This window comes from Streptomyces sp. XY431, assembly GCF_001279805.1.
Classification (GTDB): Bacteria; Actinomycetota; Actinomycetes; order Streptomycetales; family Streptomycetaceae; genus Kitasatospora; species Kitasatospora purpeofusca.
This window is the reverse complement of sequence record NZ_LGDO01000043.1, coordinates 1-14123: the sequence shown is the minus strand read 5'-3', so window position 1 is coordinate 14123 and position 14123 is coordinate 1. Positions and strand designations below refer to the sequence as shown.

12 protein-coding genes are annotated in these 14123 nt (G+C 70.0%); all 12 read left to right on the top strand.

From position 1 onward, the window contains the following. Positions 1-93: 93 nt before the first annotated feature. On the top strand, positions 94-1062 hold the full coding sequence (locus ADK60_RS45625) for a helix-turn-helix domain-containing protein (RefSeq protein WP_053644112.1): 969 nt from the start codon (positions 94-96) through the stop codon (positions 1060-1062). Beyond that, positions 1059-1622 (top strand): peptide deformylase, encoded by a 564-nt coding sequence (locus ADK60_RS45620; protein ID WP_053644110.1) that lies wholly within the window; start codon positions 1059-1061, stop codon positions 1620-1622. Before ADK60_RS45625 ends, ADK60_RS45620 begins: the two co-directional genes overlap by 4 nt. Positions 1623-1796: 174 nt before the next feature. Further along, positions 1797-2867, top strand: coding sequence for a serine/threonine protein kinase (locus ADK60_RS44575; protein WP_159400334.1), 1071 nt, complete (start codon positions 1797-1799; stop codon positions 2865-2867). A gap of 2 nt (positions 2868-2869) precedes the next feature. Then, positions 2870-3427, top strand: a complete 558-nt coding sequence (locus ADK60_RS44570) for an ABC-three component system middle component 2 (protein ID WP_159400333.1) — start codon at positions 2870-2872, stop codon at positions 3425-3427. A gap of 11 nt (positions 3428-3438) precedes the next feature. Further along, positions 3439-5562, top strand: a complete 2124-nt coding sequence (locus ADK60_RS44565) for a hypothetical protein (RefSeq protein ID WP_159400332.1) — start codon at positions 3439-3441, stop codon at positions 5560-5562. 102 nt (positions 5563-5664) lie between these two features. Then, complete coding sequence (locus tag ADK60_RS07015; RefSeq protein WP_053644107.1) at positions 5665-6756, top strand: BRCT domain-containing protein; 1092 nt, start codon at positions 5665-5667, stop codon at positions 6754-6756. Further along, entirely contained in the window at positions 6753-6905 is a 153-nt protein-coding gene (locus ADK60_RS44560; RefSeq protein WP_159400331.1) for a hypothetical protein, read from the top strand. The genes ADK60_RS07015 and ADK60_RS44560 overlap by 4 nt, the downstream gene beginning before the upstream one ends. Positions 6906-6992: 87 nt before the next feature. Continuing rightward, the gene (locus tag ADK60_RS07010; RefSeq protein WP_199839614.1) at positions 6993-8192 is read left to right on the top strand and encodes an AAA family ATPase; all 1200 of its coding nucleotides are present in this window, start codon (positions 6993-6995) and stop codon (positions 8190-8192) included. Further along, complete coding sequence (locus ADK60_RS07005; RefSeq protein WP_052709109.1) at positions 8189-8620, top strand: bpX5 domain-containing protein; 432 nt, start codon at positions 8189-8191, stop codon at positions 8618-8620. The genes ADK60_RS07010 and ADK60_RS07005 overlap by 4 nt, the downstream gene beginning before the upstream one ends. Beyond that, entirely contained in the window at positions 8617-10365 is a 1749-nt protein-coding gene (locus ADK60_RS07000; RefSeq protein WP_053644106.1) for a hypothetical protein, read from the top strand. The genes ADK60_RS07005 and ADK60_RS07000 overlap by 4 nt, the downstream gene beginning before the upstream one ends. After that, a complete protein-coding gene (locus ADK60_RS47505) occupies positions 10362-13454 on the top strand; it encodes a bpX6 domain-containing protein (RefSeq protein WP_053644104.1) in 3093 nt (1030 codons plus the stop codon). The genes ADK60_RS07000 and ADK60_RS47505 overlap by 4 nt, the downstream gene beginning before the upstream one ends. A 95-nt stretch (positions 13455-13549) precedes the next feature. Continuing rightward, positions 13550-14089 carry a hypothetical protein gene (locus ADK60_RS06990; protein WP_030393063.1) on the top strand — a complete coding sequence of 180 codons (540 nt, stop codon included), beginning with the start codon at positions 13550-13552 and terminating at the stop codon, positions 14087-14089. Positions 14090-14123 lie beyond the last annotated feature (34 nt).

Genomic DNA, 14123 nt, shown 5'->3' with positions numbered 1-14123 from the left:
CGATGGGATAATGACAGCCGCAGACGGGACCGTGACGGGATGGTGAGCTAAGGTCACTCACGGTTCATTCATCACTAACCTTGGGCGGAGCGGATGGAGACGCAGGCCGACGACGAGGTTGCCGACCCGACGGCGGAGGCGTTCGCCGCCGAGGTCGCCCACTGGCGGGAAGTGCGTGGACTGTCTAAGCGCGCGCTGGCCCGCCAGATGGGCTTCGACCCCTCATACGTCAGCCACGTCGAGTCCGGCCGTCACAAGCCGACGGAGGACTTTGCCCGCCGGGCCGACGAGGCGCTGAACGCGGGCAAGGCCATCTGGCGGCGCTGGACCGAGTACGACGCGGGGCGGCCCCGCAGCCGCCCGCAGGGCGGGCCGCCGGCCCCGCGTCGGCCCGAGCAGCCGTACGCCTCCGGCTCCGCGATCCTGGTCGAGCACGACGAGGCCGTCCTCGAATTCGACGGTGCTGCCTACCGGTTGGCGATGCGTCGGCGGCTGCGGAACACCGGCACTGAGCCGATCACCCGATACCTGATCCGCATCGCCGTCGACCGCTACCCGGGCGAGCCCGAGCGGTCCAACGCGCACTACCGCGAACACCCGCTGACCTGGGACGAGTTGGCGATCACCGCCTCCTGCCAGGGCGAGGAGATGCGGTGGCAGGCCAAGCACGACCGGGACGCCTTCAAGGAGATCTGGCTTCTGTTCGACAACGAGCAGGGCCGCTTCCCGTTGTATCCGGGCGAGGCGACCTGGATCGAGTACGCCTACTCGGTGGGTGCAGACAAGTGGGGCCACTGGTTCCAGCGGGCCGTACGGCTGCCAACCGAGCACCTTGCCGTCCGCCTCGACTTCCCGGCCGACCTTGATCCGGTGGCGTGGGGGACAGAGACGTCGATGACCGCCGAGGCCGCCCCGCTTCGAACTGCCATCGAGCGGAACAATGTTGGTGACCGGCGGCAGTTCGCATGGGCCACCGACGACCCGCCGCTGCACGCCCGCTTCCGCCTCGAATGGCGCTTCCGCGCAGGTCCTGACCAGCAGCAGACGAAGGAGACCAGGTGATCGAGGTGCGACCCAGCCAGCAGATGCAGTCCCTCGGCGTCATCCAGCAGGGCACCCCCATCCTCCACCGGCCGGCTGAGCCGTTCGACCTGCCCGGCGAACGCGACGCCGCACAGGCGGTGATCGACGACTTGCTCACCGCGATCGACCGGATCGGCCGCGTCCACTCCTTCGCCAAGGGCATGGGCATCGCCGCCCCCCAGATCGGCATCCCACGGGCCGCGGCGATCATCCTGCCGCCCACCCCCGGCGTCGAGCCGATCATCCTGCTCAACCCCAAGGTCACCACCGTCTCCGACGAGAGCGACGAACAGTACGAGGGCTGCCTCAGCTTCTTCGACGTCCGAGGCATGGTCCCCCGGCCCCTACGGATGCACGTCGCCTCCGCCGACTTGGACGGCACTGTGGCCACCGTGCCCTACGAGTTCGGGCTCGCCCGCCTCATCGCCCACGAGGTCGACCACCTGGACGGCCTGCTCTACACCGACCGCATGAACCCTGGCGTCCAGCCGATCCCGGTCGAGGAGTACCGGGGGACAGGAGCGTCCTGGAACTACTGATCCCCCGGAGCTGGCGAACCGGACCAGCCCCTTCGGCGGCGGTCTAGGAAATCAGGGCAACCTGGTGGCCTAGGCGTCCGCCTTCAGACCATAATCCAGGATGAGCGTGAACCAGCCCTGCGGTGCACCGCGAAGCTCACTGCTCTCCAGACGGCCGGGAGACGGGCAGGACGTATGACAAGCGTTCCAATCCTGGGAACAGGGCTTATCAATTTTGAGTTCCTTAAAATTCGTACCGGCAGCACCGCCGGCGGACGCGACCTCTTCGAAAAGATGATTCAGGATGTCGTCGACGTAAAGTTCCCAGGAAGCTCGACTCTGGAAGCGAACCCCGGAGACTGGGGGATCGACGCCTACGTTGGCACTCTCGTGGAAGGTGAAGCCGACGTATGGCAGTCAAAATACTTTATCGATGGGTTTGGCGACACTCAAAAGGCTCAAGTTCGCGACGCCTATGACCAGGCAAAGAAATGTGCCGATCGCGAGAAGTACAAGCTCGCAAGCTGGACACTCTGCATTCCCGTTGACTTTGATGGGCCAACGGAAAAATGGTGGCTGACCTGGAAAAAGAAGAAGGAAAAAGATGACGGCGTAACGATCGTACTCTGGAATGCGATGCGATTGCGCCGCCTCCTCCAGTCCGAGGACGCGCGCGAAGTGCGCGAATATTACTTCACCACAAAGGTCACCGTAGCACCCCCCACAAGCCGACCCACGGTCACCCTGGATGACTTCGGCAAGTACGATGGCGCCCTCTTTGTTCGCCAAATGCACGAAGCTGGAATGCTTGAATGCGACGAAGCGAAAGAAGAGTTCTTCAATGCCGAGATCCTAAGTCATGAAATTTCCGATAAGGGCATGACGGAAGAAATCCAAGCCCTTGCCGAGGCGCGTCAGCGACTGGGCTCTCTTTGGGCTCAGCGATTCAATACGGCCACGCAGGCAGGCGACGATCGTAGACTGATCGGCTTGTATGTCGAAGTTATGGATGCAATTCGGGACTACCATCCGAATCTTCCGGCCGAGATCAGGTGCGGGCTGGTCCATGCGTTTGGGATCATGCACCAGCGCGTGAATGACGGAAGAGCTGGCTGGGTACGTGACTACAGAGATGTGGCAGCCGATCACTCAAGGTCAACTCAAGAGCCCCAGGTAGGGTTGGCTGCTGCGGAAGCGCCAACAGGTACGGTCGCAGAAACGTCTGAGCCCACGTCGAGCCAGCCACTGGAAGAGGGAGGCGTTTGAGGATGTCGACAAAACCCGATGCTTCCCCTCTGGGGAAGGCGCAGAATGATCTGTACTTCCGCCCCGAGGACGAGAAGGCATTCAGGCTGGCTCAGCTGATCATGCTCCTGGAGATTACCAGCTCAAGTAAAATTAATCCCAACATTGATCGACTTGGGGCGCTGGATTTCTTCTCCGCAAATCCGTTTCTGGTAATCGGGGAAACAGATTCAGAATTCCGCCATCTGGTGCTCGCCGGCTTCTCGGTCAAGCCGCTTACATATGCTTCTCCTGGCCATCGATTCATCACCAGGAGGAGTCGGCTACAGAACGATCTGGCAATGCTCGTGGCTTATGGCCTCGCCAAGGCAAGTACCTCTAAAGGTCACCGAGTCTACATCATTACAGATTCCGGACGCGAGATTTCTGAACAGCTGACGAGCGTGTATGCGGATGCCTACAGGGCTAGTGCCGAGGTCGTGTCGAAGAGAATCGAGAAGGTTCCCGACACTAAGCTTCAGGAAAAATGCCGGGACTGGCTTAAAGCGGATCCAGCGATGATGGACCTCTACGATCTCTAGCGAGGACACTGATGACGGCTACATCTCACTGGCCCGCGTTCCGGATCCTCGGGCTTCGCCTGCTCGGGTACCGGAAGAACTACACCATTGATTTCACTGACGAGGCGGGCCATGCTCGAGCGCTGAGTATTATCGCCGGGGAAATCAGCACTGGCAAGACTACAATTCTCGAGTTCATCGACTTCTGCCTGGGTAGCTCAAGCCACCCGCAACACCCCGAGATCGTTGACAGCGTCAAGGCGGCGCAGCTTTCGATCGAGGTGGATATTCCGGTTCAGAATCTAGATTCCAGTGGAACAGGGCTGAGCGACTTGGTCGCCCCTGACGCGGTTAGGCTCGGGTACTCGCGGCAGCGTTATGTCTTCCAGCGTGGGGTCGAAGGATCAACTCGTGATGTACTCATCTTTTCGGGCGATCTGACCTCCTTTGATTCGGTGGCACCTCGGCTTCTGTCCACCGACTCGTCAGCAGAAGACAGCCTGTCGAAATTCCTTCTGCAGCTTTGCGGGCTCGATGGGATCCGGCTCAAAGTTGCGCCGACGAAGCCTGACTCTGCCACGCATGCGCTGAGCTTCCGCGACATTGCACCCTTGTGGTTTTTGAGCAATACGCGACTTGACAACAAGAACATCGCTTTTGAGCACCAGCCCCCGAAAGCCCTAAAACTCAAGCAAGTTGTCGACCTTCTGTTCGATGTATTTGACGAGAGCGGTGCGATCCTTTCGGGGCAAATCGCAGAGCTTCAGTCTGAGCTCTCAGCGGAGCGAAATGGCCTGAAGGCGGTATGGCGGTTCATTCGAGAGCAAGGCGTGCCAGACAATCCTGTTGAACTGGAGGCTCTCCAAGTCGATGCAGAAGGAGTGTTCCGTCAGGCACTGTTGGCACTCGAGCACATTGATGATGTTGCGCGCGAGCGTACCGCATTCGCAGAGGAGGCCAGAAGTGAGTATCTGAACAAGGTGCAAGAAGCGCGCGAAAGCGAGAACAGGGCACGTGAGCGCGAAACTCTTCTGAGGAGGCTCGCGCCACTTCGTGCGCAGTATTCTGATGACCTAAAGAAGCTTACGATGCTCAAAGAAGCGAAGCGTCTATTCGATCCTCTGAGTGTCATTGTCTGCCCTGCATGCGCTTCCGATATCCCTAGTGCTGAGGTAGTCAACGGGCATTGCTCCCTTTGCCGATCGGAAATTCGTCACCTTGAGCACTCTGCGCTGCAAGACGGCCTGCACCCCGGCGCAGACGCGGCTGCCTCGGTTGCCATCGATGACGTGGATGTGACAAAAGAGCTGAACAGTACACGGCGGCGTCTGAAGGAGCTCAACGGCTACATTGCTGCCGTTGAGGTCGAGGCGATTGAGGCAAGGAAATCTGTTGCCCAGTTCGACGCGGAAAGCGCAGAACTCCAGCGCCGCCTCGACCTCTTGACCCGAGACGCTATCACTCCTCTCCTGAGCGAGCGGGACGCAGTCACGGCAGCCGTCTCTGACGCGGTAACGGTCAGAAGCCAACTGCTCCAGCACCAGCGCATGCTGGAGTCGACTTCGGAGAAGGACCGATCGGTGCAGGATCTTGCCGTGAGACTAAGTGACCTTCGTCGACGTCTCGCAGAGTCCGAGGCCAATCGCCGGGGCCGTACAGCTCTTCTGGATAGCCTCTCCGCAAGATTCTCTGAAATCCTCGAAAGCTTCGGCTATCCAAAGCTTTCAGAAGCGTTCATCGACAAGAATCTCCTGCCGCACGTACGTGGCATCCGCTACGACCAGGTCGGGTCATCGGGCGCAACAACATTGATCTCCCTCGCCTGGGAGCTGGCAATTTTCGAGCTGGCCTACGAGGAGGGTCGACGGCATCCTGGTTTCCTGATGGTTGACAGTCCGCAGAAGAACCTCGCACCAGAGACTCAGCCTGGTCAGGCTGCTGTTTCCGGCGAAGATGAGGGGTTCGCCGGAGAAGCAATCGTTCGGAGGATCTACCGACACCTGGACTTGTGGCTCAGAGGTGCCGGCGCTGGCGCTCAGATCATCCTGGTGGACAACGTGCCGCCGCCTTCCGTCGAAGGGGCCGTCGTTGCACGCTACGGCGGTGCTGGAGGCCCGGCTCCTTACGGCCTGATCGATGACGCCCCGGGCCAGTAGGGCTGGCCTCACCGTTGGTTCCTGGACTGGCGGTCGCCCTGAAGGGTCGACCCCTCGGCAGACCGCTGGTCCAGGTGCACCTTTACCCAAGCAACCCTGTGTGTGATTTGCATCACTTGGGAGTGGGGCGAGCAACCTTCCAATGCAACACGCATAAGCTTCACTGCTGTAGCTCAGCGCACGTGCCAACACGCCTGGAGCGAGACACAGCAAGCGTGGGACACGGCTTGTGCCGCGATACCGGGCGAGGTCATCCCCCGCGTCGAAGGCGCGGTTCTCGGCCTCCGCAGCGGCAGTGAGGAGCCCATCGCCCTTCCTGAACTCTGCCCGCGCTGTGGTGCCGACATCGACCGCAGCCAGGAGCGCTGGCGCTGCGAGCGAGGACGCGCCTGCGGCCGGACCGAGGCGATCCGGTACGCCGTCGCCCGAGACGCGCTCGACATCGACGGCCTCGGCGAGAAGATCATCGTCCAACTCGTCGACAAGGGACTGATCGAGGACTTCGCCGACCTGTTCACCCTCACCCGTGACCAACTGCTCACCCTGGACCGCATGGGAGCCAAGAGCGCCGACAACCTCATGGCCGCCATCGGGGCCGCCAGGACCAGACCCCTCAATCGCGTCTTCTGCGCCCTCGGCGTCCTGGGCACCGGCCGCTCCATGTCGCTGCGCATCGCCGCGTACTTCGGTTCCATGCAAGCCGTCCGAGACGCCGATGCGGTCGCGTTGGAGAACGTCGACGGAATCGGCGGCGAGAAGGCCCCGGTGATCGTGGCGGAACTGGCCGACCTCGCCCCGCTCATCGACAAACTCCTCGCCGCAGGAGTGAACATGGACCAGCCCGGCTTCGTCCCACCCGCTCCCACCGATGCCGAGGCCGACGCGGAGACGACCGCCCGGAGGGCGGAGACCGAGCTGCCATTGGCCGGGATGACCGTGGTAGTGACCGGCGCGATGACCGGGCCCCTTGCGGACCGCTCCCGCACCGAGATGACCGAACTGATCACCAGGGCAGGGGGTCGCCCGTCCTCGAGCGTCTCCGCCCGCACCCACCTCGTCGTCGCCGGAGAGAACGCGGGCAGCAAGTTCGACAAGGCCCAGGCCCTGGGCATCGAGACCGTCACACCCGAGGAACTCGCTCAGCGCCTCGCCGGGCATCTGACGTCCCCAACGAGTGGAAGACGCACCTGGTGAAGGAGCACGGCGGCAGCAACCGGTCCTGGCGGTTCGAGGAGTACGGCAACGGCTGGTACCGGATCCGGGCCGTCCGCAACATGCAGAACGGTTACCCGAACGGCGGCTGCCTGACCGGGGGAGGCCGGCTCTGGAAGCCGGCGGGCTGAGCCTTCCGCCGGGTCCCGACCAGGGGTAAGGGCCCGGCGGAAACCCGCTGGTGATGGCCGGTTCGACAGCCGTAGAATCCCGTGCTTGTGACCGACACCAGCACCCCCGCCGAGGCCCCTCCCGTCGCGCTCCGCCAGGACGCCGAGCTGATCGCGGGCGTCGTGGCCGCCGCCGGGCGCGGCCTGGTCGACCGGGAGACGGTCGCCGAGGTGGTGGCGCTCTGCGCGGTCGCCGGGGAGCACCTGCTCGTCGTCGGACCGCCCGGCACCGCCAAGTCGGAGGCCGTGCGGCGGGTGGCCGGGCAGCTCGGCGGCCGGTACTTCGAGTACCTGCTCGGCCGGTTCACCGAGCCCAACGAGCTGTTCGGCCCGGTCGACCTGCGCAGCCTGCGCGAGGGCCGGGTGGAGTTCGAGACCGCCGGCATGCTGCCCGAGGCGGACGTCGCCTTCCTCGACGAGGTGTTCCTCGGCTCCACGGCCGTCCTCAACACCCTGCTGGGCCTGCTCAACGAGGGGGTGTTCCGGCGCGGCGGCACCGTCCTGGCCAGCCCGCTGCGGGTCTGCGTCGGCGCCGCCAACCAGCTGCCGGAGGACCCGGCGCTCGCCGCCTTCGCCGACCGCTTCCTCGCCCGGGTCTTCGTCGACCCGGTGGCCGACGCCCGGCTGGAGGAGCTCCTGGAGGCCGGCCGCCGACCGGCCCCGGCCCCCGCCCCGGCCCCGCTCGCGGCCCGCAGGGACGCTCCGGCGGTCCCGGACGACCGGCTCGGCGCGCTCGACCGGCTCGCCGCCGCCGCGCGGGACTGCGAACTCGACGGCGTCACCCCGCTGCTCGCCTTCGCGCTGCGCCGGCTGCGCGCCGCCGGGGTGCCCGTCGGCGACCGGCGGGCCGTCCGCTCCCAGCGCCTGGTCGCGGCCGCCGCCGTCCTGGACGGCCGGACCGTGGCCACCGCGCGCGACCTGTGGGTGCTGCCGCTGGTCGCGCCCACCGCCGACACCCAGGCGCTGGCCCGCGACACCCTCGGCGACCTGATCGAGAAGGCCGCCAACCAGAGCCTCACCCACGCCGCCGAGGAGCTGTCGCGCAGCTCGGCCGCCCGCGCCGAACGACTCGCCCGCACCGGCGCCGCCCTGCTCGCCGACCACCGCGGCCTGCCCGAGGGCCGGGACTCCCGGCTGCGCCTGGAGGCCGCGCTGCGCGAGATCGACGCGGGCTTCGCCCCGGCCGACCTGCCCGCCGCCCTGGCCGGCATACGCGCCGAGCTCGTCGCGGCGGTCGCGCCCTCGTGACCATCGGCGAACCGACCCCACCACCCGCCGTGGCGCTCACCTGGGAGCGTCGTGAGCCCCCGCTGACCGCCGCCGCCGTCCTCGCGGTCGGCGACGCCGTCCCGGCGCTGGCCGCCGCCACCCGGGACCGCCTCACCGACGGTGCCCGGCTCGGCGTGCTCGCCGACGACACCACCCTGCTCGTGCTCGGCGCCGAGGACGAGCTCCCGTGGGCGGACGGCGCCCACTACCTCGGCCACGACGAGGAGTTGCTGGTCCCGACCACCGCCCGCCCCCGACCCGCCGCCGGCCTCTGGCGGGCCGCCCTCGGTGCCCGGCCCGGCGACCTCTGCCTGCTCGTCCCCGGCCACGCCCTGGTGGCCGCACCGCCGGCCGCCGCCACCGACCCGGACGCCCTCACGCCCCTGACCAGGCGGGCCGGACGATGAGCGCCACCCGACTGCCCGCCACCCGACTGCCCGCCGCCCTCGCCCCCTGGGCCGGGGCGCTGTCCGCGCTGAGCCCCGAACTCGCGGTTGCCCTCGGCCCGTTGCTGCGAGGCCTGGACCAACTGGTCGGCCCCCGCGAGCCGGTGAGCGACGGACCGGGGGAGCCGGACGGGACGGGCGGGATCGGCCGCTCCGGCCGGCCGGAGCAACTGCTGCCCGCCGAGTGGCTGCTCGCCGAGGAACACCCCGACGAGTTCCTGCGCCGATTCGTCGACCGCGAACTCCTCTACCTCGCACCCGAGTTCCGCAGCACCGTCACGCGCGGCCGGACGGTCGTCCTGGTCGACGCCGGCCCGTCCCAGGCCGGGGCCGGCCGACTGGTCCAACTGGCCGCGCTGCTGGTGCTGCACCGCCGGGCCGCCGCCCGCGGCAGCGAAATGCGGGTGGGTGTGGTCGGCGACCCGCCCGGCTGGTGGCTCTCCGCCGCGCCCGCCGACCTGCTGCCCTCCTGGCTCGCGGCCCGCCGCCCCGCCGAGCCGACCGTCGAGCAGGTGCGGGAGGCCACCGCTGGCCTGGACGCCGCCGACCGGGTCTGGCTGCTCACCTCGCCCCGGCTCGCCGACGGGCTCCCGGGCCTGCAGTCCGGTCCCGCTACGGCTGCGGGCGGACCCTCCGGCACGCCTCGGGTCCTCGCCACCGAGGTGGCCCGCTGGGGCCCCGAGGGCGCCACCCACGTCACCGTCCGCCTCGACCGGACCGAGCTCGAACTACCCCTGCCCGCAGGCGACATCGCCGTCCGGGCGCTGCGCGGCGCGGAGTTCCGGCGGAACGGGCCGACCCTCGTCCCGACGCCCGCCGACGCGGCGAGCACGCCCGGCCGGGCCCTGCCCGTCTTCACCACCGACGCCCCGGTCCTGCTTGCCCGGGGCCGGCACGAGGGGATCCTGCTCGCCACGGACGTGCGCCAGACCGAGCACAAGCACGCCGTCGTCACCCGGGCCAAGGCGCACCACCTGAACGGCCAGGTCATCGCTGCCGGCCGGACCGGCCGGCGGCTGTTCGCCCTGTACCTGCACCGAGGCCGGGTGCTCCGCTACGTCAGCGGGCGACAGCTCGCCGGGGACGGGGAGTTCGTCGTCGACCCGGCCCTCCTCGGCCTCGACGCGACGGTCGCGCAGGTACTGGCGAGCCGCCCCGTGCTGCCGCTGCTGCGCTCCGGGGACGACCTGCTCGTCCCGGTCGCCGGCCGCTGGCGCCGGATCGCGCCCGATGGCGCCGTCACCGACGACGGACCGGTCGGCCACCGCGCGGAGGGCCCGCGCGGCTTCGAACGGCACCGCGAACCACGGCTGTTCGAGCAGACGCTGCAGCCCGACGCGCTGCGGGCCCGGCACCTGGTGCACGCGGGCGGCACCGCCGCCTGGTCCGAGGACGGCAAGAACTGGACCGTCCGGTCCCGGCTCGGCGAGGATCGGCGGCTGTCGTTCCGGGAGAACGCCCAGGTGGCCGGCCTGGTCCACGACCGGCGCGAGCCGGTGCTGATCACCTGGTCCCCCGACAGCCGGATGGTGCGAGCGATCCGGTACGACGGCACCCGCACCCTGAGCGGGTTCTCCGGCGGCACCGCCCCACCGGCCGTGCACCCCACCCGACCGCTGATCGCGAGAGAGTACTCGTCCGGCCAGGTCGTGGTCGGCGACGCCACCACCGGCCGGACCCACCATGTGATCGGAAGCAACGAGTGAACGCCCCCATCGGGAGTGCCGCCAGGAGTGCCACCGGGACCGTCCTCGCCACCGGCTTCGTGCTCGACGTGCCGCTGATCGGTGTGCCGGAGGCCGCCGGGCGCGTCCTCGACCTCTGGCGCGCGGACGCGCGGCTGTGCGAACTGCCCGACGGCCGCTGGCTCCTGCTGCTGCCCGAGCCGGTCCGCACCCGGGCGGACCGGGCGCCCGGGCTTCCGCTGGAGCGCACCGGGCACGGCGCGCCGTCGGTCGCGGGCACTCCTGGTACCGGTTCCGGCTCCGCCGCGGTCACCGCCGACGGCCGGCTCGTGCTGGCGGAGGGCGGAGTGGCGGTCACCCGGGTAATCGGTGAGCTGCCCGGGCTGGACCCCGCCGACTGGCTCGACCCGACCGGCCTCGCCCTGCACCGGCCGCGTCCGGTCGGCGCGGCCCCGGCGCCCGAGGCACCGCCCGTCGAGGATTCGGTGCCGGTCGTCCCCCGGCCGGACCTGAGGGCGGCGGCCGGCATCCGGCCGACCTCCGGGCGGGCCCGCCGGCTGACCGCCGAGGCGCCGCCGGCGCGCGGCCGCCGGGCCCGGCGGCAGGCTGACCGGCAGTCCGGCAGGCAGTCCGGCGGGCGTGCCGCAGGGCGTTCCGCCGGGCGCGCGGGCGGAGGAGCCGCCTGGTGGCAGACCACCCGGCCGATCGCCCTCGCCCCCCACCACGCGGCGGTCGTCGTCGTCCTGCTGATGGTGGTGCCCCTGCTGTTCGTGGTGCTCTTCGGCCTCGGCCTGCTCAAGGACCTGAAGGTCGACCCGGGCGGCATCGTCTACGCCTCGATCGCCGCCGCCCTCGCCTATGGCCTGCTCTTCGGCCGGCGCGCCGACCGGGACGGGGGCGAAACCACAGCCGCCGCCGCGCCCGCCGCCGGGAGCACCGCCAACGGCGCCCCCGCCGGTGGCGCCCCCGCCCCGCGCCGGGGCCGCCGCCCCTGGCTCGGCGACCTGCTGGCCCGGTTCACCCTGCGCACCCCCGCCGCCCACCTCCTCCACCAGCGCCACACCCGCTACCTGCGCGACCTCACCCGCGCCTTCGAGCAGCACCGCTGGGACGACGCCCTGCGCGACGCCCTCCCGCTCGCCGGCCGGGAGCGCGGCGACACGGCGGCCGGGGGGCGACCCTGGTTCTCCCTCGCCCTGCCCAAGCGCTTCACCGGGCAACTGCGCCCCACCCCGCACCGCGTCGGCCCGGTCGCGACCAACGCGTTCTCCGGCCTCGCCGTGCACCAGCACCTCACCGAGCTCTACCGGGCCGCCGCCGAGCGGCTGGAGCGGCAGGGCCGGTTCGACGAGGCGGCTTTCGTCCTCGCCGACCTGCTGGCGGCGCCCGCCGAGGCCGTCGCCCTGCTCGACCGGCACGACCGCCTCACCCAGGCCGCCGAACTCGCCGAGGGCCGCGAACTGGCCGCCGACCTGGTGGTCCGCCTGTGGTGGCGGGCCGGCGATCGCGCGCGGGCCGTGCGGACCGCCCACCGCCGGGGCGCCTTCGCCACCGCCGTCGAACGGCTGGCCGCCACCGATCCGCAGGCCGCCCGCGGACTGCGCGCGGCCTGGGCCGAGCACTGCCGCGCGGCCGGCGACCGGCTCGGCGCGGTCGAGGCGGCCTGGCCGGACGAGGCGCTCCGCCCTTCGGTCGCCGCCGACCTGCGGGACGCGGTCGCCCTCGGCGGCCCCACCCGGGGCCGGGCCCTGCCCTACCTGCTGGCCCTGGACGCCGGGCCCGCCACCCGGACGCTCGCCCGTGCCGTCCTCGACAGCGACGGCCACCCGGGCACCACCGGCCGCTCGGTGCTGGCCGCCACCCTGGCCGGCCTCCCCGCCGCCGACCCGGCCACCGACCGCGAACTCGCCACCGCGGCCGCCCGGGCCGCCGTCCGCGACGGCGGCCTCGGCGGCGAGTTCGGCGGCCCCGGCGGCGTGGCCGAGCACAGCCTGTTCGACCGACTGCTCGGCCGCGCCGACCCGTTGACCGCCGCCGACCTGCCCCGCCCTCGGCCGCTGCCCCGGCGCGCCGGCGCCGCCCCCGTGTACACGGCGGTCGAACGGCCGGGCACCCTGCCGGTCCTGGACGCGGTACTGCTCGCCTCCGGCTCGCTGCTGGTGGCTTGCGGCCAGGCGGGCGCCCGGCTGCTCGGCCCCGACGGCCGCACCCGGGCCCACTGGGACACCCCCGCCGACCGACTGGTCCTCGCCGACCACGGCGGCGGCGCGCTGCTGGTGACCGACCACGGTCCCGACCTGCTCGGACTCGCCCACCTCGACCTCGCCACCCGCACCGTCCGGCCCTGGACCACCCTGCGGGCCCGGCGGTTGGCCCCCTCCTACGACGGCCACCGGCTGATCGCCGCGGCGGACGGCGGCATCGTCGTCCTCGACACCACGGTCCCGCGCCCGGTCGCCGTCTGGCGCGAACTCGGCGGCGAGGAACGGCTGCTGGGCGGCATCACCCGCACCGCGGGCGGCTGCGCGGCGCTCGTCCGCAGCCCGTCGACCGCCCGCTCGCCCCTCACCGAGGTGTGGCGCTGGGACCTGCCCGGCTGGGAGCTGCGGGCCCGCCTGCGGGTGGACGACGCCCTGACGGGCCTGCAGTTCGGCACGGGCCTGCGGTTCGGCACGGGCCTGGGGGCCGCCCCCGACCCGGTCGCGCTCGCCGCCGGCGGCCTGCTCAGCGTCGAGCCGGTGCCCGCCGGACTGCTGGACGCCGACGGTGGCATGAGCTCCGACGACCGGACCGTCCTGCGCTGGACCTCCAGCCTCCCGGACACCGAACTGACCGTGGACGGAAGGGCGATGATCGGCCCGGCCGCCGACGGGGACCACTGGGCGCTCACCGTGCCGACCCCCGACGGCACCGGCCTGCGCGCGTACGCCGGGACCGGCCCGTGCTCCGCGCCCGAGGTCACCGTCCTGGTGCCGAACGCGTCCGGCGGCCGGATCGGGGTGCGCCGCCACGCCGGCGCCGTCACCTACTGGCACCGCTCGGGCCGCGTCCTCGCCACCTCCGCCGACGGCACCGCCCTGCTCGCCAACCTCAGGGTCACCGTCCGCTGACCGGACATCGGGCGGGTTCGGATTCCGCTTTTCCTCGACGCGCCACCCTGCGAACATGCGACGCTACTCACTGCGTCCGTCCGAGGAGGAATCCTGTGTCATCGCCCTGTGACCCCGCCAACGCGCCCGTCGGTGATGTGAGCACCGCGCTCATGGTGATCGACTCCCGGCTCAAGGCCATCTACGACGGCCGGACCGGCACCGACCCCGAACAGCAGCGGATGGTCGACCAGTTCGCCGCCTCCCTGGGCCCCGCGGAGGCCGACGCCCTGCTCGAAGGCGTGTGCACGCTCATCTACATGTACATGGACTGGCTGCGGGCGGTCTGCGAACGGCACGACAAGGAGGTGGTCGAGCACGTGGTGCCCACCCTGGTGGCCACGATGCGGATGATGCCCAACACCTTCCGCCCCGAGGTCATCCCCACCATGGCCGGCCTCCTGATCGCCGCCGGCACCGGCCTGAGCCCCAACCTGTGGCGCGCCCAGTACGGCGACTGGACCGGCGCCGAGATGAACCCGCTGGAGGCCACCTCCGTCCTCCTCGCCGAGCACATCAACCGGATCGTCGGCGACGACCAGGACTTCGCCACCCGCCTGATCGCCGACGCCCTGGCGGTCACCGACGACCACTGACCGCCCGTCGGGCCGGTCCTCCCGCCCCCGCCCC